The following is an 18152-nucleotide window of genomic DNA, read 5'->3' on the forward strand; positions in this document are numbered from 1 at the left end:
CAACAGGAGCATTCCCATGACGTCATCCAACGCCGCTCAAGGCGCAGGTCAGCTTGAAACACGCGGCATCGAGCCGGTTCCGGAAAACGAGTGCAACGGCCATCCGCTGCAACTGTTCTGGGTCTGGTTCGCGGCCAATATCAGCATTCTCGGTTTGCCGCTGGGCGCGACGCTGGTGGCCTTTCGCGGGCTGTCCATCGGCCAGGCCATCATCGTGGCGATACTGGGCGCGGCGGGCTCCTTTGCGGTCGTCGGGGTGATCTCCATTGCGGGGCGGCGTGGACGGGCGCCAAGTCTGACCTTGTCCCGCGCCATTTTCGGCGTGCGCGGAAACATCGGTCCTACGATCGTTTCGCTGATGTCTCGCCTGGGATGGGAAACCGTCAACACCACCACGGCGGCGTTCGTCCTGCTATCGTTGTGCTCGATCCTGTTCGGCACGGCTGTCGAGGCGAAAAACTCCCCAGGCCTGACGCTGCTTTTCATCGCGATCTTCGTGCTCATGACCCTGACCGTTTCGGGCCTGGGCCATGCGACGCTGCTGGTGATCCAGAAGTGGGCGACCTACATTTTCGGCGCGCTCAACGTCGTAGTCGGCGGGTTCCTGATTGCCCACATCGACTGGAACGCGGTGTTCGCCGCCACCCCCGCGCCGCTCAGCGCGATGATCATCGGCGTCGGGACCATGGCGGCCGGCACCGGCATCGGCTGGGCCAACGCGGGGGCCGACATGTCGCGTTATCAGCATCGCAGCGTCAAGGCGACACGTCTCGTCGCGTCGGCGGCGTTCGGTGCCGGTATTCCGCTGGTGCTGCTGATTACCCTCGGCGGCCTGCTGTCGGTGGGCAATGATCACCTGGCCTCGGCCACTGACCCGATCATTGCGATTCGCGAGCTGCTGCCGACCTGGATGGCCGTGCCCTATCTGATTACCGCATTCGGTGGGTTGCTTTTGTCGAACAACCTGTCGGTGTATTCGGCAGGCCTGACCACGCTGACCCTCGGCTTGAAGATCAAGCGCGTGCACGCGGTGATCGTCGATATCGTGGCGATCTTCTGTGGGTCGATCTATTTCATGTTGATCGCCGACAGCTTCTACGGCCCGTTCATCACCTTCATTTCGATGCTGGCGGTGCCGATCACCGCATGGGTCGGGATTTTCGTCGTTGACCTGATTCACCGTCACGTCTACTCAGCCAAAGACCTCATGGACGTTTCCTCCCGCAGTGCCTATTGGTACAGCGGCGGCGTGGAATGGCGCGCAGTGAGCGCATGGGCGCTGGCCATCGTGCTGGGGTTCAGCTTTACCACGGTTGCCACGACCCCGGAAAACGTATTGTTCAAAGGCTTCCTGTCCGACTCCTGGTTCGGCCATAACGGGCTGGGCTGGATCGTGACGTTCATCGTCGCAGGCGGTCTGTACGCCATCCTCGGCGGCGCCCGCGACCGCCGCATCGTCAATGAAGAGGCTGCTCATGCCCGCTAGATTGCTGTACACCGGCCAGGTCGTGGTTGACCTGGTCATGGGGCTCGACGCCTTGCCCCGCTCGGGGGGCGACGTTCTCGCGCGCTCGGCGCAGTTCGAGGTGGGCGGCGGCTTCAACGTCATGGCCGCCGCACGACGCAACGGTCTGGCGACGGTCTATTTGGGGCGCCACGGTAACGGGCGTTTCGGTGATCTGGCGCGGCAGGCATTGACGACGGAAGGCATCGAAGTCGCGACCGACGTTTCAGAGGCGCAGGACACTGGCCTCTCGGTGGCACTCATCGAGCCTTCCGCTGAGCGCTCGTTCATCTCCTACGTGGGCGCCGAGGGCGGGTTGTCTGCCGAGGATTTGGGTCGCGTGGTCGTGAAGCCTGACGATTACGTATTCGTCAGCGGCTACAGCCTGCTTCATGCGGGCAAGGTCTCGACGTTGCTGGCGTGGCTGGACGAACTGCCGACAGGCACAAACGTGGTGTTCGACCCGGGGCCGCTGGTGAATTCGTCAGAGGGTGCCGAGATGCGGACGGTCATGCCGTTGATCACGCTGTGGACCAGCAATGGCGAAGAAGCGCTGCGCTTTACCGGCTGCGACACGATTGTCGATGCACTGGAAAAACTGGGGCAATGGCTGCACGACGATGCGTTGATCGTCGTACGGGACGGCCCGCAAGGGTGCTGGATCCGGCAGCATGGTGAGACTCGACACGTGCAGGGATTTCCGGTCACGGCCATCGACACCAACGGCGCAGGCGACGCCCATGCCGGGGTGTTGCTGGCGGGGCTGGCGGCAGGTCTGTCCACGCACGACGCGGCATTGCGAGCCAACGCAGCCGCGGCGATTGCCGTGACACGATGGGGACCGGCGACCGCGCCGGGGGAAAGGGAGGTAGATGAGTGGGTGGGGCAAAAGTGATGGCCCCGGCATGTGGCGTTCGTTAGGAATCGTTTGAGTCGCAGACGAAAGGAGTGATCAAGGGTGTAGCGCTTCCCCAGCGTGACACGTTGGACGGTCGGGAGACTTGGGGGGCTGTTAAAGCTAACCAGTCATCCCGAATTATCGTGCGAGCTGCAGTCGCATTCACAACTGATGAGATACATGCCTTTTTGTTTCGTATCAGGGGTTTCACACAACACCACGGCATCCACGTCTACACGGCTTAGGTTCAGAGGGCATTCGCCTTTGTTGTTGTAACAGGGCTCAGGTGCGGAGCGCTCTTGTTAGAAGGCTGGCTTGTTGTGGAGAGTGAACTACTCAAAGTCCGCAAACAGGGTGATTCTCATGCGGTATCAGACTGTCGAGATTCTGGTTTCTGCGCGTCGCTTACCGAGTTGAGCGGTCGCGAATATTCAGAGCATGCCTTCACCCCAGCCCGTATTTTTTCACCTTGTCGAACAGCGTGGTCTTGGCCATGCCCAGTTCCTGGCTCGCCTGGCTCAAATTGCCGCCACTGCGCTGCAACGCTTCGCTCAGGAGGTTCTTTTCAAAGGCTTCTACAGCCTCTGAAAACCCCAGACTTTGACTCAGGGCCGCGACGCCGGTTTTCTTGAACGCCGGTAAGCCAAGGGCGTAACGCTCCGCCACGTTGCGCAACTCACGCACGTTGCCGGGCCAGTCGTGGCTCATCAGGGATGAAACGGTCTGCGGGTCCAGTTGCGGCGGCTCGCGGTCGAAGCGCAGGGATGAGAGCTGCAGGAAGTGTTCGAACAGCTGCAGGATGTCTTCCCGACGCTCACGCAACGGCGGCAACTCCAGCGTGACGACGTTGAGGCGGTAATACAGGTCGCTGCGAAACTGGTTGGTTTTACTCAGTTCGTTGAGGTCGGACTTGGTGGCCGCGATGACCCGGCAATCCACCGCCACGCTCTGGTTAGAGCCCAGCCGCTCCAGCGTGCGCTCCTGCAAGACCCGCAGCAGCTTGATTTGCAGGTTGATCGGCATGCTTTCGACTTCATCGAGAAACAATGTGCCGTTGTGAGCGTGTTCGATCTTGCCGATGCGCCGCTTGCCCGCGCCGGTGAATGCGTTGGCTTCGTGGCCGAAGATTTCGCTTTCGAACAGGTTCTCGGGTAACCCACCGCAGTTCAACGCCACGAATTGATTGGAATGCCGACGGCTGAAGTCGTGCAGACAGCGGGCGACCAGTTCCTTCCCCGTGCCGGTTTCGCCTTCGATCAGTACGTTGGCTGAGGTGTCGGCGACGTTGGCGATCAGCGCGCGCAGGTTTTGCATGGCAGGCGAGCGGCCGATGATTTTGCCTTCCAGCGAGTCGCGTTCGGCCAGTTGCCGACGCAACGACCAGACCTCTCGCGCCAGGCCGCGTTGTTCAAGCGCGCGGCGTGCGACGTCCACCAGACGCTCAGGGGAGAAGGGCTTTTCCATGAAGTCGTAAGCGCCGTCGCGCATGGCCCCGACCGCCATCGACACGTCGCCGTGGCCGGTGATCAACACGACCGGCAAACTGCGATCACGTTCTTTCAGACGCTTGAGCAGTTCCAGGCCATCGATGCCCGGCAGGCGAATGTCGCTGATGATGATGCCGGCAAAGTTGTCGCCCACGCGCGCCAAGGCCTCTTCTGCGCTGCCCACGCCTTCGCTGAGAATGTCTTCCAGCGCCAGCGCCTGTTGGCAGCCAAGCAGGACGTGAGGGTCATCTTCAACGATGAGGACGGTCAGTTCAGTGTTCAATTACATCCCCTGTCGCAGTCTTTAGTGTAGGAGTGAGCTTGCTCGCGATTGCGTCCTTTCGGGCAACCTCGGTGTGTCCAGCCTGCCGCGATCGCGAGCAAGCTCACTCCTACAGGAATCCGGTGCAGTTGCCGGTTCATGGGATTACCCCGCCACCGTCCACCAACGGCAACACCAACACGAACATCGTGCCGCCTTCGGCCGGGTCTTCGGCGTTCAGACTGCCACCCGCGGCAGCGGCGAGGCTGGCGGAGAGGGTCAGGCCCAGCCCCAAACCCTGCTCGCCCGGTTTAGTGGTGAAAAAGGGTTCGAACAGGTGCTTGCGCGCTTCGGCGTCGATGCCATGGCCGTTGTCGCGCACGCGCAGGCGATAGCGGCCTTCACACACGTCGCCTTGCAGCCACAGCACCGGCAGCGGTTGCGCCTGCATGGCGTCGAGGGCGTTGCCAATGAGGTTGACCAGAATCTGTTCCAGCCGCGTCTGGTCGATGGCGAGCTCGACATCGTCGAACGCCTGATGCAGTTCCAGCGCGCTGTTTTCCAGACGCGCACCCAGCACCTGCAAAGCCGCATCCACCGCCTTGCTCAGCGAGGCCTGGCCTTTGTCTTCCCCGCGGCGGGCGAAGGCGCGCAGGCTGGCAGTGATGCGGCCCATACGGTCGACCAGATCGTTGATCGTGCGCAAGTTGGCGCTGGCCGTGTCCAGCGCACCCCGTTCGAGGAAACGCACGGTGTTGCCGGAGAGCGTGCGCAATGCGGCGAGCGGCTGATTGAGTTCGTGAGCGATGCTGGTGGACATCTGCCCGATGGCCGCGAGTTTGCCAGCCTGCACCAATTCGTCCTGGGCCTGACGCAAGGTTTCTTCGGCCTGCCGTCGTTCGCGAATCTGCCCTTTGAGGCGTTCGTTGCTGGCGCGCAGATCGACGGTACGTTCGGTAATCCGACGCTCGAGTTCGTTGTTGGCTTCCTCGAGCGCCTCACGGGCAGCCAGCCGGGTTGAAATCACCTTGCGCCGCTCGTTCCAGGCGATCAGCAGAAACATCGCCAGCGCGCAGGCCACCGCCACCAGCATGCCCTGGTTCGCGGCTTCCCGACGCAGGTCCTCCAGCGGGGTCAGCAGCGTCAGGTGCCAGGGGGTGTCGGCGAGGTCGCGGGTCTGGGCAAGGTAGCTGACGACAGTGTGTTCGTGGTCGACGCTGACGTTGGCCGGGAAAGTCAGCTTCTCGACCCCTTCGGCAACCGACTCGCGCTCCAGCGGTACCAGCTCGTTCAGCGGCCACCAGTAATATTGCAGGCTGCGGGCCAGGCGCTCCTTGATTTCCGGCGTCAGTGGGCGAACCGATTTGAGACGTCTTGCCGGGTCGCTCGACAGAATGATGATGCCGTTCTCGTCGCTGACGAAGGCTTCAAGACGGGCCCGCTGCCAGCGTTCTTCGAGGGCTTCGAGGCGCACTTTGATGACGGCTACGCCAATGATTTTGCCTTTCTCTTCCAGGCCGTGGGCCAGGTAATACCCCGGTTCCCCCGTGGTGCTGCCGATGCCATAAAAGCGGCCCGGCAACCCGCGAATGGCGTCCTGATAATAGGCACGGAACGACAGGTCTTCGCCCAGGTAGCTGTCGGCATCGCGCCAGTTGCTGGTGGCCAGCACGCGGCCGGTGGTGTCGAGGACGTAGATCGCGCGACTGCGGCTGCGGCGATTGAGACCTTCGAGGTAATCATTGACCTTGGAGCGCAAGTCCGGCGTAGGGTTGTTAAGCAGGTCCGAGACGTTGGATTCGAGTTCCAGCACGCTGGGCAGGTAGTTGTATTTGTTGATTTCACTTTCGACTGTTCGAGCGTGCAGTTCGAGCTGCCGTTCGCCGTTTTCAGCCAGGGCCTTGATGGCGTTCTTTTCGCTGGACAGATAAGTGACGTAGCCGAGCGCGATCATCAGCAGAATGACCAGCGGCGGCAGAAACAGATGACGTATCAGGCGGGGTTTCACGGCAAGTGATGGTGGCGCGCTAAGAGGTGGATCGCATTTCATCACAGTCGTCCTGGACCGACCAGCCGCCCGTGTCATGGATGTCGACACGAACAGCCAGTGGTTTTTTGCCCTTTTGGGGCGTTGCCCTCGTGAGGCAGATCGGGTTAGTGCTGCAGGATTTTGTTCAGGAAGTGCTGAGCGCGCTCGGACCGGGCGCTGACGTCGCCGAAGAACTCTTCCTTGACGCAGTCTTCGATGATCTGGCCTTTGTCCATGAAGATCACGCGGTCGGCGACCTTGCGGGCGAAGCCCATTTCGTGGGTCACGCACATCATGGTCATGCCTTCGTGGGCGAGCTGCACCATCACATCGAGCACTTCGTTGACCATTTCAGGGTCGAGGGCCGAGGTCGGTTCGTCGAACAGCATGACCACCGGGTCCATCGCCAACGCGCGGGCAATCGCCACGCGCTGTTGCTGGCCGCCGGACAACTGGCCCGGATGCTTGTGGGCGTGCGCCGACAGGCCGACGCGCTCCAGCAGGGCCAGGCCCTTTTTGGTGGCTTCTTCCTTGCTGCGGCCCAGCACCTTGATCTGCGCGATGGTCAGGTTTTCGGTGATGGTCAGGTGCGGAAACAGCTCGAAATGCTGGAACACCATGCCCACGCGGGAGCGCAGTTTCGGCAGGTTGGTTTTGGGGTCGGCGATCGACGTACCGTCGACCACGATGTCGCCTTTCTGGAAGGGCTCCAGCGCGTTCACGCATTTGATCAGGGTCGATTTGCCCGAGCCCGACGGCCCGCACACCACGATCACTTCGCCTTTTTTGACCTCAGTGCTGCAATCGGTCAGCACCTGAAAGTCCCCATACCACTTGTTGATATTTTTGATGGAAATCATACGGCTAACCTTTTTTGCATGAGCTTGACCAGACGCGAGGCCGCGAAGCTGATCGTGAAGTACACCAGACCCGCAACGATCAGGAACTCATTGGAGCGGCCAATGATGTCGCCACTGGAACGGGCCGAGTTGAGGAAGTCCACCAGACCGACCGTGTACACCAGCGAGGTGTCCTGGAACAGGATGATGCTCTGTTGCAGCAACAGCGGGGTCATCTTGCGGAAGGCTTGCGGCAGGATGATCAGGCGCATCATCTGGCCGTAGGTCATGCCCAGCGCTTGCGCGGCACCCATCTGGCCACGGGAAATCGACTGCACCCCGGCCCGGACGATTTCGCAGAAGTACGCCGCCTCGAACATCATGAAGGCCACGACGCAGGAGGTGAATGCTCCGACCGGGGTGTCTTGACCGGTGATCCAGCGCAGCACGAACGGCACCGCCAGGTAGAACCAGGTGATGACCAGCAGCAGCGGGATCGAGCGGAAATAGTTGACGTAGGCACCGGCGATGCGCGACAGCAGCTTGTTCGATGACAGGCGCATGAGGGCCAGTAGGGTGCCGATGATGATGCCGCCGACCACGCCCATGACCATCAATTGCAAGGTCATGACCATGCCGTTCCACATGCCCGGAATGGCCGGGATGATTCCAGAGAAGTCCATCATTTACCTCCTACGGAAATCAGGCCCGGCACCGCGACTTTTTTCTCGACCAGACGCATGAGCAGCATCAGGCTCATGTTCAGCGTGAAGTAGATCAGCGTGGCAAGGGTAAAGGCTTCGAACAGGTTCGCGGAGAATTCGGCGGTCTGTTTGGTCTGGGCCAGCAATTCCATCAGGCCGATCAGCGAGGCCACCGACGAGTTCTTGAACACGTTGAGGAATTCGGAGGTAAGCGGCGGAATGATGATTCGGTAGGCTTGCGGCAGCAGCACGTTCCAGTAGATCTGCGGCAGTTTGAAGCCCATGGCACGGGCGGCGGATTCCTGGCCGCGGGGCAGCGCCTGGATACCGGTACGCACTTGTTCGCAGACCCGTGCGGCGGTGAACAGCCCCAGGCACACGACGACACTCAGAAAGGCCGAAGTGGTCGGATTCAGGTCTTGCTTGTACCACTCCTGCAGGTTCTCGGGCAGCAGGTCCGGCACCAGGAAGTACCAGATGAACAGCTGCACCAGCAGTGGCACGTTACGAAAAATTTCCACGTAAACCGTGGCGATGGTCGACACGATGCGATTGGGCACCGTACGCATCACCCCGAGCACCGAGCCCAGGATTAACGCGATGATCCAGGCGACGATGGAGATGCCGATGGTCCAGCCCAGACCGGATATGTACCAGTCCAGATAGGTCTCGGCGCCCACGCCAGTGGACTTGAAGAATACGCTCCAGTCCCAGTTGTAATTCATTAGGGTCTCCCCTCTGATCGATCGTTATGCACGCATACGCGGGGTAGCGGCTCCCGAGAAAGCAGGGCTTTCCCGGGAATCAGGCTTTTCAGGCTTTATGAGGTTGAGCGAGGGCTCAGGCCTTCTTTTCTTCCGCCGCAGGTGCAGGCTTGTCGTTCGGATTGGCGATCAGGGCCTTGAGCTTGTCGCTCATCGGGAAGTTCAGGTTCAGGCCTTTAGGTGGGACTGGCTGGGTGAACCACTTGGCGTAGATCTTGTTGATCTCGCCGGATTTGTAGAGGCCGACGATTGCGTCGTCTACAGCTTTCTTGAAGGCAGGGTCGTCTTTGCGAACCATGCAGCCGTAGATTTCGAAGGACTGCGCAGTACCGGTCACCGCCCAGTCATCCGGCTTCTTGGCCTTGGCCATTTCGCCTGCCAGCAGTGCGTCGTCCATCATGAAGGCAACGGCACGACCCGACTCCAGCATCTGGAAGGACTCGCCGTGGTCTTTGGCGGAGATCACGTTCATGCCCATCTGCTTGTCAGCGTTCATGGACTTGAGAATGCGTTCCGACGTGGTGCCTGCGGTGGTCACGACGTTCTTGCCTTTCAGGTCGTCGAAATCCTTATAGGTGGAGTCTTTCTTGGCCAGCAGGCGAGTGCCGACTTCGAAGATGCCGACCGAGAAGTCGACTTGCTGTGCGCGCTCGGCGTTGTTGGTGGTCGAACCACACTCAACGTCGACAGTGCCGTTCTGAACCAACGGGATGCGGGTCTGGGAGGTGACCAGGTTGTACTTGACGTTCAGGTCTGGCTTGTTCAGGTCTTTCTTGATGGCTTCAACGATGGCCAGCTGGATGTCGTGGGAGTAACCGACAGGCTTGCCGGACGCATCTGCGATGTACGAAAACGGAATTGATGAGTCGCGGTGACCGAGGGTGATGGTGCCGGAATCGTTGATTTTCTTGAGAGTGCCGGTCAGTTCGGCGGCCGATACTGGGGTGCTGATGAAAGCGGCGGCAGCAATGGCCACGCCCAGGATGTGGGGAACGATACGCATCTGTTTGTCCTCGACTTTGTTTTTCTTATGGGTCCGTGTTGGGTCGGCCCTATCGGTTTCAGAACGCTACAACGGCGGCCCAATCAGGCGGCACGCTACATCGGAGCAATCGTGAGTGAGTGTAGAGCATGAGTCATGCCAGGCACGTGACAGCATTTAAGTTGCTGAAAATCAGGGGAATTTATTTTTTATTCAGTGGTATGGAGGCATTGGAGCGTACGGAATGCCGAATGGGCGGGGAAGGAGTGTTCGGAAAACCGAATGCGGGTCGGGGGAGATCATTCAAAAACTGCGGGAATAAACTTGCTCAGGAAAGCGGTCTGTCAGACACAGGACGTGTGTGTCATCAATGGCCACTTCGCGAGCAAGCTCACTCTCACAATGGTTTCACGGCACCCAGATGCCTCAGGCAGCTTCGATAGCACTCTTGTTACGCGCTACTTTATCCAGATAAGCCTGTACGTTCTGCTGCTCCTCCGGCGTCGTGAACAGGCCGAGCTTGGTCCGACGCCACAGGATGTCATCGGCTTTGCTCGCCCATTCCTCACCGCACAGGTAATCCACTTCGCGGCTGTAGAGGCTGCCACCCAAGTGTTCACCCAAATCTGCCAACCCCTGCGCACCCTCTAGGATCCGCCAGCTGCGCGAACCGTACGTAATCGACCAGCGCTTGGCGATGTCAGACGGCAGCCAAGGGCAACGCTGTTGCAGTTCAGTTGTCAGGGCCGCCGGTGTGCTCATGTTTTCCCCACCCGGCAGGCTTGATTTCGCGGTCCAGCTCGGCTTCATCTGAGTGAAGAACGGCGCCAGTTGCTGCATTGCCGATTCCGCCAGCTTGCGATAGGTCGTCAGCTTGCCGCCAAACACCGACAGAATCGGCGCTTCACCTGCGCCGCCGGACAACGACAGGGTGTAATCGCGGGTGATGGCTGAAGGGTTGTCGGATTCGTCATTGCACAACGGGCGGACGCCCGAATAGGTGCGAAGAATGTCGTCGCGGCTCAGCTGCTTCTTGAAGTGCTCGTTGACGATTTTCAGCAGGTAATCGGTTTCGCCCTCGGTAATCGCGACTTTGGATGGATCGCCGGTGTACTCCCGGTCGGTCGTGCCAATAATGGTGAAGCGATCCAGATACGGGATTGCGAAAACGATGCGCTGGTCTTCGTTCTGCAAGATAAAGGCATTTTCGCCCTCATACAGCTTCGGCACGATCAAGTGACTGCCCTGAATGAGGCGAATGCCGTATTGGGATTCAAGCTTCAAATCTTCGCGAATGAACTTGGCGACCCACGGACCTGCCGCGTTCACCAGTGCCCGGGCGCGAATGGAGAACTGACCGCCATCGGCGCGCTCCATATTCAGCTGCCACACGCCTTGGCTTCGATGGGCGCTGAGGCAGCGGGTCTGGGTGTGAATGTGCGCACCTTTCTCGCGCGCTGCTATGGCGTTGAGGACCACCAAACGGGCGTCGTCGACCCAGCAATCGGAATATTCAAAGCCTTGGGTGATGCTCGCGTTCAACGGGCTTTCGGCGCCAAACCGCAGGCTTTTGGAGGCGGGCAGCTTTTCGCGTTTGCCAAGGTGGTCATACAGGAAAAGACCCGCACGGATCATCCACGCAGCGCGCAGGTGCGGCCGATGAGGCAGTACGAAACGCATGGGTTTGACGATGTGTGGTGCTTTTTCCAGCAGCACTTCTCGTTCTGCCAGCGCTTCACGCACCAGGCGGAATTCATAGTGCTCCAGATAGCGCAGGCCGCCGTGGATCAGCTTGCTACTGGCGGAAGAGGTATGGCTGGCCAGATCGTCCTTTTCGCAAAGGAACACTGAAAGACCACGCCCCGATGCGTCCGCTGCGATGCCGACGCCATTGATGCCACCGCCGATCACGGCAATGTCGTAAACCTCGGAGAGCGGCGGGGTGGGCAAGGCGGAATGGGCCATCGGGGCCTCCTGTCAAGAATTCGATCACGTTCGATTTTGGCGAATTCGAACATTTACGTTCATTTTCGAAAATAGTAACGCAATAAGACAGAGCCCACCACTCGCTATTGATTGAAAATACTGATGGAAGGGGTGGAAAAGGAACAAAAGCGAACATTATGGGTGTGAAAAACGAGCGTTACGTCGCGTTAAACCTGCAGGAGCGCGCTTGCCCGCGAGAGCGGCGCGTCAGATACATCGTTTATCGCTGACATACCGCAATCGCGGGCAAGCGCGCTCCGACAGTTGATACCAATCAGACGACTTCCAGCCGGATCTTGTTCTGCGCCAGCAATTGCGCCAAGGCCGGCGCGGGAGGCTGGTCGGTGACCAAGCAGTCGATGAGCGTGATTGGGCCCAGGCGTACCATCGCATTACGACCGAATTTGCTGGAGTCCGCCGCCAGAATCACCTGACGCGCATTGGCAATGATGGCCTGGGAGACGCGCACTTCCTGGTAATCGAAATCCAACAGGCTGCCGTCTTCGTCAATACCGCTGATGCCCACCAGCGCGAAATCGACCTTGAACTGGGTAATGAAGTCCACGCTCGCCTGGCCCACCACGCCGCCGTCCCGACGCACATTGCCCCCAGCCAGCAGTACCTCGAAGTCGTCCTTGCCGCTGAGGATCGACGCTACGTGCAGGTTGTTGGTGATGATTTTCAGGTGATTGTGGTTAAGCAGCGCGCGTGCGATGGATTCAGTGGTCGTACCGATGTTGATGAACAGCGACGCGTGATCGGGGATCTGCGCGGCGATGGCTTCGGCGATGCGCTGTTTCTCGTCACGCATCTGATCGGCACGCATGGCATACGCAGTGTTTTCGATGCTGGAGTCGTACGCCGCGCCGCCGTGATAGCGACGCAGGAGATTCATTTCCGCCAGCTGGTTGATGTCGCGCCGGATGGTTTGCGGGGTCACGACGAACAATTGGGCCATCTCTTCGATGCTGACGTAGCCGCGCTCACGGACCAGCTCGAGGATCTGCTGTTGACGGGGTGGCAGATTCATTTTTCTTCCTTCGGGCAATGGCGCCCATGATGCCGCAGGCAGCCATTACCTGTCAGCCGGAAAAAGAAACGTGAACCCGATGAAACCTGTAGGCGTGAGGTTCCTCGCGATAGTGCGGTGTCAGTAAACGATCTTGCACAGGCATGACGCTATCGCGAGCGCGCTCACTCCTACAGGAGGTGTCGATTTATTCGGTTTCTTCGTGCGGCTCCCAATCCCGCGTGCGCTCGACGGCCTTGCGCCACCCCGCATACAGCTTTTCCTTCTCGGTCTCATCGCACTGAGGCTCGAACTTGCGCTCGATCACTGCCTTGTCTTTCAACTCGTCCAGCCCACTCCAGAAACCGATGGCCAGGCCTGCCAGATACGCCGCACCCAAGGCCGTAGTTTCGCGCATTTTCGGGCGTTCGACGTGAGTGCCAAGAATATCGGCCTGGAATTGCATCAGGAAATTGTTCGCCACGGCGCCGCCGTCGACACGCAGCGCTTTAAGCGGCTCGGCGGCATCTTGTTGCATAGCATCGAGCACGTCGCGGGTCTGGTAAGCAATGGACTCCAGCGCGGCACGGATGATGTGATCGACCTTCACGCCACGGGTCAGGCCAAACAGCGCGCCACGGGCGTACGGGTCCCAGTACGGAGCGCCGAGCCCGGTAAATGCCGGCACCAAGTACACGCCGTTGCTGTTTTTCACCTTGGTGGCGAAATATTCGGTGTCCATGGAATCGTTGACGATCTTCAATTCGTCGCGCAGCCACTGCACCGTCGAGCCGCCATTGAAGACTGCACCTTCCAGGGCATATGCCACTTCGCCACGGGGGCCGCAGCCGATGGTGGTGAGCAGGCCATGATTGGATTTCACGGCTTTCTTGCCCGTGTTCATAAGCAGGAAACAGCCGGTGCCGTAAGTGTTCTTTGCCTGACCGGGCTCCACGCACATCTGGCCGAACAGCGCCGATTGCTGGTCGCCTGCGATGCCAGCGATGGCGATGCCGCTTTTGCTGTGGCCGTAGACTTCAGATGACGATTTCACCTCCGGCAGCATTTCCCGCGGCACGTCGAGCACGTCCAGCATCCGCTGATCCCACTCCAGCGTGTGGATGTTGAACATCATGGTGCGCGACGCGTTGGTGTAATCGGTGACGTGCACCTTGCCGCCGGTGAATTTCCAGATCAACCAGCTATCGACGGTGCCAAACAGCAACTCGCCACGCCGGGCGCGCTCGCGACTGCCATCGACGTGATCGAGAATCCATTTCAACTTGCTACCGGAAAAGTACGGGTCGATGACCAGACCTGTGGTGTCGCGGATGTAGTCCTCAAGGCCGTCACGCTTGAGCTGCTGACAGATCTCGGTGCTGCGACGGCATTGCCAGACCACCGCGTTGTAAATCGGCCGACCGCTGTCTTTCTCCCAGACCACCGTGGTTTCGCGCTGATTGGTGATGCCGATGGCGGCGATCTGGTTGTGATGCAGATTGGCCTGTGCCAGCACTTTGGTCATGCAGGCGGTCTGGGTGGCGAAGATCTCCATCGGGTCATGCTCGACCCAGCCCGGCTGTGGGTAATGCTGGACAAACTCGCTCTGGGCGGTACTGACCACGTTGGCATCGCGGTCGAAGATGATCGCGCGGGAGCTGGTCGTTCCTTGATCGAGGGCGATGATGTAGTTCTTGTTGTCGTTGTCGGTCATGTCGATTGCCTGGTGATAAAGCGGGTGTTCGGGACAGCCATCAGTGTACGTGCGAAAACCCACCAGGTGCTGGGGTGGTCTCACCGTGGAACGCTGAATATTCGTATTCGAAAAAATATAGACGGAAACGAACCTTGTCAAAGGTCGAAAGTGAACGAATGAGACGTTTTGCTTGGCTGCCCGATTTTAATTCGCGGGGTCCTCGTGACTGAGGCGTTTCGGTGGCAGATGGCCTAAAGTAACGCCAGCCAACACGAAACACCCTGGTCGCCTGGAGTGCTGCATGACCCCCGCATTGGATTTGCTGAAAAAAGTTCGCGCCGAACACCGTGTTCACAGTTACGAACACGATCCCAAGGCCGCCTCCTATGGCCTGGAAGCCGCCGAAAAGCTGAATCTGCAACCCGCTCAAGTGTTCAAGACCTTGCTGGCCAGCACCGAAAAGGGCGAATTGCTGGTTGCCGTCGTGCCGGTGGTGGGCTCGCTGGATCTCAAGGCGCTGGCCCACGCGGCGGGTGCCAAGAAAGCGGAAATGGCGGACCCGGCCGCTGCACAGCGCGCTACGGGGTACTTGCTTGGGGGCATCAGCCCATTGGGTCAAAAGAAGAGGCTGAGAACGTTCATCGACGAATCCGCCCAGCCGTTCGCGACCATTTTTGTCAGCGCTGGTCGCCGAGGGCTTGAGGTTGAACTGTCTGCGGCGGTACTTGCTCAACATACCAGTGCGACATTTGCTCAAATTGGTCGTGAATGATCCGGATGCATCGTCAGACATGCCGTGCCCCGCTGTAATCCGCTGACATAAAGCGGGGGCAGGGCGTTCGAATAACAAGGATTGGGGATGCCTTCCATGCAGCTTGAATTTCATCAAGTCGATGCTTTCAGTGACCGCCCGTTCGCGGGCAACCCTGCGATGGTCTATCGCCTCGATGCCTGGTTGTCGGATGAGCTGATGCAACGCATCGCGACGGAACACAATTTGTCGGAAACTGCCTTCGTCGTGCGTGAGGCGCAAGGTTGGCACATTCGCTGGTTCACACCCACTCACGAAGTTCCACTGTGCGGGCATGCGACCCTGGCCTGCGCCTATGTGCTGCATGAGAAATACGGAGAAACGTCTGACAGCATCGCGTTCATCAGCAGGTCAGGCGCTTTAAGCGTGACCCGGGAAAACGGCCGGCTGTTGCTGGATTTTCCTGCCATGCCGCCCAGCGAGGTGGGGGTGACTGTCGACATCGAGCGTGCGTTGAATACCGAAGTGGTGGACGTGCTGGGCTCGGCTGAATTGCTCGTCGTGCTCGAATCCGAACAGGCCGTGCGGGAGTGCAAACCTGATTTCGCGGCCATTGCGCGGTTGCCTTGGCCGGGCGTGATCGTCACCGCCAAAGGCGATGGCGAGCGTTATGACTTCGTGTCCCGTTATTTCGCCCCTGCGATCGGCATTGCCGAAGACCCGGTGACCGGATCGACCCATTGCAGCCTCATCCCGTATTGGTCGGCACGCCTGAATAAATTCAGCCTTACGGCTTATCAAAGTTCGGCCCGAGGGGGCGAGCTGTTCTGTCGTTTGGAAGGGGATCGGGTGAAGATCGGCGGGTATGCAACGCTGGTGGCGAGCGGGACGCTGACGCTGGGGTAGCGCGATTCTGTTGGCGCTCACCTATTTCAGGAGGAGTGAGCGTGTTCACGACAGGCTGGAGTACATCCGCCACCTAAGCGAGGCAGTCCTGACCTCTTCGTGAGCACGCTGACTCCCACGGGATTGCAATTCAATCTATCAGAGCAAATGCCTGTCACATCGCAATGCCCGGGTGCACTCGGACACCGCCGCCCGCCGGGAACAGCACAAGGCGCTCAGCCGTCACATGAATCCCGACGTCATCCCCAGCGTGCGCATCGATGTGGCTGGGGAACAGCGCCTCCAATGGCGTTCCGCTTGGCAACTGCAAACGGTACAACGTCGCCGCACCCTTGAACGTCTTGCTTGTCACGCGGGCTTTGATTGGGCTGTCTGACGCGTAGGCAAGGTCGTCGGGCCTGAGCAACACATCGACGGTGCCATTACTGTCGATGGCACAGGTCCCCCGCAGCACGCCGATTTCGGTCTGCACCGATTCAGCGTCAATCGCTTGCCCACGAATGAAATAGCCCTGGCCGACAAAACTGGCGACATAGGGTGTCGCCGGTTGGCGATAGAGGTTGTAGGGCGTATCCCATTGTTCCAGACGTCCTTCTTTGAACACCCCTACCTGATCACTGACCGCGAAGGCTTCTTCCTGATCGTGGGTCACCAGAATCGCGCTGGTGCCGCGGGCCTTGAGGATATCGCGCACTTCGTGGCTCAAGCGTCGGCGCAGCTCGCCGTCGAGGTTGGAGAAGGGTTCGTCGAGCAGCAGCAACTGCGGCTCGGGCGCTAAGGCCCGCGCCAGAGCGACGCGTTGCTGCTGTCCACCTGACAATTCGTGGGGATGCCGCTTGCCCAGCGCGGCGAGGTTGACCAGTTCCAGCATCTCTTCAACCACCTGCGCCTGACGCAGGTGATGACGGATGCCGAAGGCGATGTTGTCGGCCACCGTCAAATGCGGGAACAGTGCGTAATCCTGAAACACCATGCCAATCCGGCGCTTCTCGGGGGCAAGGGTGAAGCCAGGTCGGGAGATAACGTCGCCGGCGAGGACGATGTCGCCTGCGTGCACCGGCTCGAAACCGGCGATGGCCCGCAGTGTGGTGGTCTTGCCGCAACCTGACGAGCCCAAGAGGCAGCCGATGTCCCCTGCATTGAGGTGCAGATTCAGGTTCTGCACCACGGATTGGCCTTGATACCCGCAGGCGAGGTCTCGCAGTTGCAGCAGCATCGAATCACTCATGCCGGTTGATAGGCCGGCGCGACCAGGAATTCGAGCAGTGCCTTTTGCGCATGCAGACGGTTTTCAGCCTGATCCCACGCCACCGAACGCACGTCGTCGAGGAGGTCTTCGCTGATTTCCTCACCACGGTGGGCAGGCAGGCAGTGCATGAACAGTACGTCTTCAGCGGCCAGGTCGAGCAGTTCGCGAGTGACCTGGAACGGCTTGAACAGGGCGATGCGCTTGGCGGTTTCTTCTTCCTGGCCCATGGAGGTCCAGACGTCTGTGCTGATCAGGTGCGCACCCTTGACGGCTTCGCGCGGGTCACGGGTCAGGGTCACGCGGTCACCCGCCAACGCCATAAAGCGGGGATTGGGCTCGTAGCCTTCGGGGCAGGCGATGCGCAGTTGGAAGTCGAACTGGATCGCGGCTTCTATATAGCTGTTGCACATGTTGTTGCCATCGCCGATCCAGGCCACGGTCTTGCCTTTGATCGCGCCGCGATGTTCGAGGAAGGTTTGCATGTCGGCCAGCAGCTGGCACGGGTGCAGGTCGTCGGACAGACCATTGATCACCGGCACCCGAGAGTTGGCGGAAAATTCGATGAGGTTGCTGTGGGCGAAGGTGCGGATCATGACCGCATCAACCATGCGCGACATCACCCGCGCACCGTCGGCAATGGGCTCGCCACGGCCCAGTTGGGTATCACGGGGGGAAAGAAAGATGGCCTGGCCACCCAGTTGAATCATGCCCGCCTCGAACGAAACACGGGTGCGAGTCGAAGATTTCTCGAAGATCATGGCCAGCACTCGACCTCTCAGCGGCTCGAACAACACGCCTCGATTGCGCAAGTCCTTCAGCTCAATGCCTCGACGGATCACGGCACCCAGTTCATCTGGGGTGTAATCCATCATCGAGAGAAAGTGCCTGGTGATCATCATTAACTACCTTGTCTGCAACAGACCGCAGATCCTCAAAGCCGGGTTTTATCGGGAAAACGGGCGGGACCTGCGGCAAAAGCCGCGCGGGGCGACGAATAGGGAAGGCGCGAGGGTATAAGAAAATGTCGCCTCGTGCCAAGGCCCGGCATGTTCGAAATAAATGTCAGATGTCCGGTCGCCCGAAAAT

The 18152-nt window shown here is 59.7% G+C and carries 15 protein-coding genes; 4 read left to right on the forward strand and 11 right to left on the reverse strand.

Annotation, left to right across the window (positions count from 1 at the left end; all coding sequences use genetic code 11):
- The first annotated feature begins 16 nt into the window (after positions 1–16).
- Positions 17–1486 carry a purine-cytosine permease family protein gene (locus B3N48_RS01235; RefSeq protein ID WP_296178709.1) on the forward strand — a complete coding sequence of 490 codons (1470 nt, stop codon included), beginning with the start codon at positions 17–19 and terminating at the stop codon, positions 1484–1486.
- Positions 1476–2399: a PfkB family carbohydrate kinase gene (locus B3N48_RS01240; RefSeq protein WP_296178710.1), complete on the forward strand. Its 924-nt coding sequence runs from the start codon at positions 1476–1478 to the stop codon at positions 2397–2399. The genes B3N48_RS01235 and B3N48_RS01240 overlap by 11 nt, the downstream gene beginning before the upstream one ends.
- Positions 2400–2846: 447 nt before the next feature.
- Here the strand turns inward: B3N48_RS01240 and B3N48_RS01245 are convergent, their stop codons facing one another.
- The 9 genes from B3N48_RS01245 to glpK all read right to left on the reverse strand — a co-directional run bounded on the left by B3N48_RS01245 (position 2847) and on the right by glpK (position 14178).
- On the reverse strand, positions 2847–4148 hold the full coding sequence (locus tag B3N48_RS01245; protein ID WP_414704182.1) for a sigma-54-dependent transcriptional regulator: 1302 nt from the start codon (positions 4146–4148) through the stop codon (positions 2847–2849).
- Between the two features lie 160 nt (positions 4149–4308).
- Positions 4309–6201 (reverse strand): sensor histidine kinase, encoded by a 1893-nt coding sequence (locus B3N48_RS01250; RefSeq protein ID WP_296178712.1) that lies wholly within the window; start codon positions 6199–6201, stop codon positions 4309–4311.
- 104 nt (positions 6202–6305) lie between these two features.
- Positions 6306–7040: an amino acid ABC transporter ATP-binding protein gene (locus tag B3N48_RS01255; RefSeq protein ID WP_296178713.1), complete on the reverse strand. Its 735-nt coding sequence runs from the start codon at positions 7038–7040 to the stop codon at positions 6306–6308.
- A complete protein-coding gene (locus B3N48_RS01260; protein ID WP_296178714.1) occupies positions 7037–7705 on the reverse strand; it encodes an amino acid ABC transporter permease in 669 nt (222 codons plus the stop codon). The genes B3N48_RS01255 and B3N48_RS01260 overlap by 4 nt, the downstream gene beginning before the upstream one ends.
- Positions 7702–8448 carry an amino acid ABC transporter permease gene (locus B3N48_RS01265; RefSeq protein WP_296178715.1) on the reverse strand — a complete coding sequence of 249 codons (747 nt, stop codon included), beginning with the start codon at positions 8446–8448 and terminating at the stop codon, positions 7702–7704. The genes B3N48_RS01260 and B3N48_RS01265 overlap by 4 nt, the downstream gene beginning before the upstream one ends.
- Positions 8449–8563: 115 nt before the next feature.
- A complete protein-coding gene (locus B3N48_RS01270) occupies positions 8564–9490 on the reverse strand; it encodes a glutamate/aspartate ABC transporter substrate-binding protein (protein ID WP_296178716.1) in 927 nt (308 codons plus the stop codon).
- Positions 9491–9895: 405 nt separating this feature from the next.
- Positions 9896–11434 (reverse strand): glycerol-3-phosphate dehydrogenase, encoded by a 1539-nt coding sequence (glpD, locus tag B3N48_RS01275; RefSeq protein WP_296178717.1) that lies wholly within the window; start codon positions 11432–11434, stop codon positions 9896–9898.
- A 295-nt stretch (positions 11435–11729) separates the two neighbouring features.
- Positions 11730–12485: a DeoR/GlpR family transcriptional regulator gene (locus B3N48_RS01280; protein ID WP_296178718.1), complete on the reverse strand. Its 756-nt coding sequence runs from the start codon at positions 12483–12485 to the stop codon at positions 11730–11732.
- Positions 12486–12672: 187 nt separating this feature from the next.
- Positions 12673–14178, reverse strand: a complete 1506-nt coding sequence (gene glpK, locus B3N48_RS01285) for a glycerol kinase GlpK (RefSeq protein WP_296178719.1) — start codon at positions 14176–14178, stop codon at positions 12673–12675.
- Between the two features lie 283 nt (positions 14179–14461).
- Between glpK and ybaK the strand changes: the two genes are divergently transcribed.
- Together ybaK and B3N48_RS01295 are read left to right on the forward strand one after the other, a co-directional pair.
- Entirely contained in the window at positions 14462–14932 is a 471-nt protein-coding gene (ybaK, locus tag B3N48_RS01290; RefSeq protein ID WP_296178720.1) for a Cys-tRNA(Pro) deacylase, read from the forward strand.
- Between the two features lie 96 nt (positions 14933–15028).
- Positions 15029–15817 (forward strand): PhzF family phenazine biosynthesis protein, encoded by a 789-nt coding sequence (locus tag B3N48_RS01295; protein ID WP_296178721.1) that lies wholly within the window; start codon positions 15029–15031, stop codon positions 15815–15817.
- Positions 15818–15971: 154 nt separating this feature from the next.
- On the opposite strand, the gene B3N48_RS01300 is transcribed toward B3N48_RS01295, so the two are convergent.
- Together B3N48_RS01300 and argF are read right to left on the reverse strand one after the other, a co-directional pair.
- A complete protein-coding gene (locus B3N48_RS01300; RefSeq protein WP_296178722.1) occupies positions 15972–17033 on the reverse strand; it encodes an ABC transporter ATP-binding protein in 1062 nt (353 codons plus the stop codon).
- 8 nt (positions 17034–17041) lie between these two features.
- Positions 17042–17962: an ornithine carbamoyltransferase gene (gene argF, locus B3N48_RS01305; RefSeq protein ID WP_296178723.1), complete on the reverse strand. Its 921-nt coding sequence runs from the start codon at positions 17960–17962 to the stop codon at positions 17042–17044.
- Positions 17963–18152 lie beyond the last annotated feature (190 nt).

This window comes from Pseudomonas sp. UBA1879 (genome assembly GCF_002338065.1).
Taxonomy (GTDB): Bacteria; Pseudomonadota; Gammaproteobacteria; order Pseudomonadales; family Pseudomonadaceae; genus Aquipseudomonas.

Coding starts and splice junctions, on each gene's coding strand:
- glpK (WP_296178719.1), bottom strand. CDS start 14,178: ATGACCGACAACGACAACAAGAACTACATCATCGCCCTCGATCAAGGA.
- B3N48_RS01235 (WP_296178709.1), top strand. CDS start 17: ATGACGTCATCCAACGCCGCTCAAGGCGCAGGTCAGCTTGAAACACGC.
- B3N48_RS01270 (WP_296178716.1), bottom strand. CDS start 9,490: ATGCGTATCGTTCCCCACATCCTGGGCGTGGCCATTGCTGCCGCCGCT.
- ybaK (WP_296178720.1), top strand. CDS start 14,462: ATGACCCCCGCATTGGATTTGCTGAAAAAAGTTCGCGCCGAACACCGT.
- B3N48_RS01260 (WP_296178714.1), bottom strand. CDS start 7,705: ATGATGGACTTCTCTGGAATCATCCCGGCCATTCCGGGCATGTGGAAC.
- B3N48_RS01250 (WP_296178712.1), bottom strand. CDS start 6,201: ATGAAATGCGATCCACCTCTTAGCGCGCCACCATCACTTGCCGTGAAA.
- argF (WP_296178723.1), bottom strand. CDS start 17,962: ATGATCACCAGGCACTTTCTCTCGATGATGGATTACACCCCAGATGAA.
- B3N48_RS01265 (WP_296178715.1), bottom strand. CDS start 8,448: ATGAATTACAACTGGGACTGGAGCGTATTCTTCAAGTCCACTGGCGTG.
- B3N48_RS01280 (WP_296178718.1), bottom strand. CDS start 12,485: ATGAATCTGCCACCCCGTCAACAGCAGATCCTCGAGCTGGTCCGTGAG.
- B3N48_RS01300 (WP_296178722.1), bottom strand. CDS start 17,033: ATGCTGCTGCAACTGCGAGACCTCGCCTGCGGGTATCAAGGCCAATCC.
- B3N48_RS01255 (WP_296178713.1), bottom strand. CDS start 7,040: ATGATTTCCATCAAAAATATCAACAAGTGGTATGGGGACTTTCAGGTG.
- B3N48_RS01240 (WP_296178710.1), top strand. CDS start 1,476: ATGCCCGCTAGATTGCTGTACACCGGCCAGGTCGTGGTTGACCTGGTC.
- glpD (WP_296178717.1), bottom strand. CDS start 11,434: ATGGCCCATTCCGCCTTGCCCACCCCGCCGCTCTCCGAGGTTTACGAC.
- B3N48_RS01295 (WP_296178721.1), top strand. CDS start 15,029: ATGCAGCTTGAATTTCATCAAGTCGATGCTTTCAGTGACCGCCCGTTC.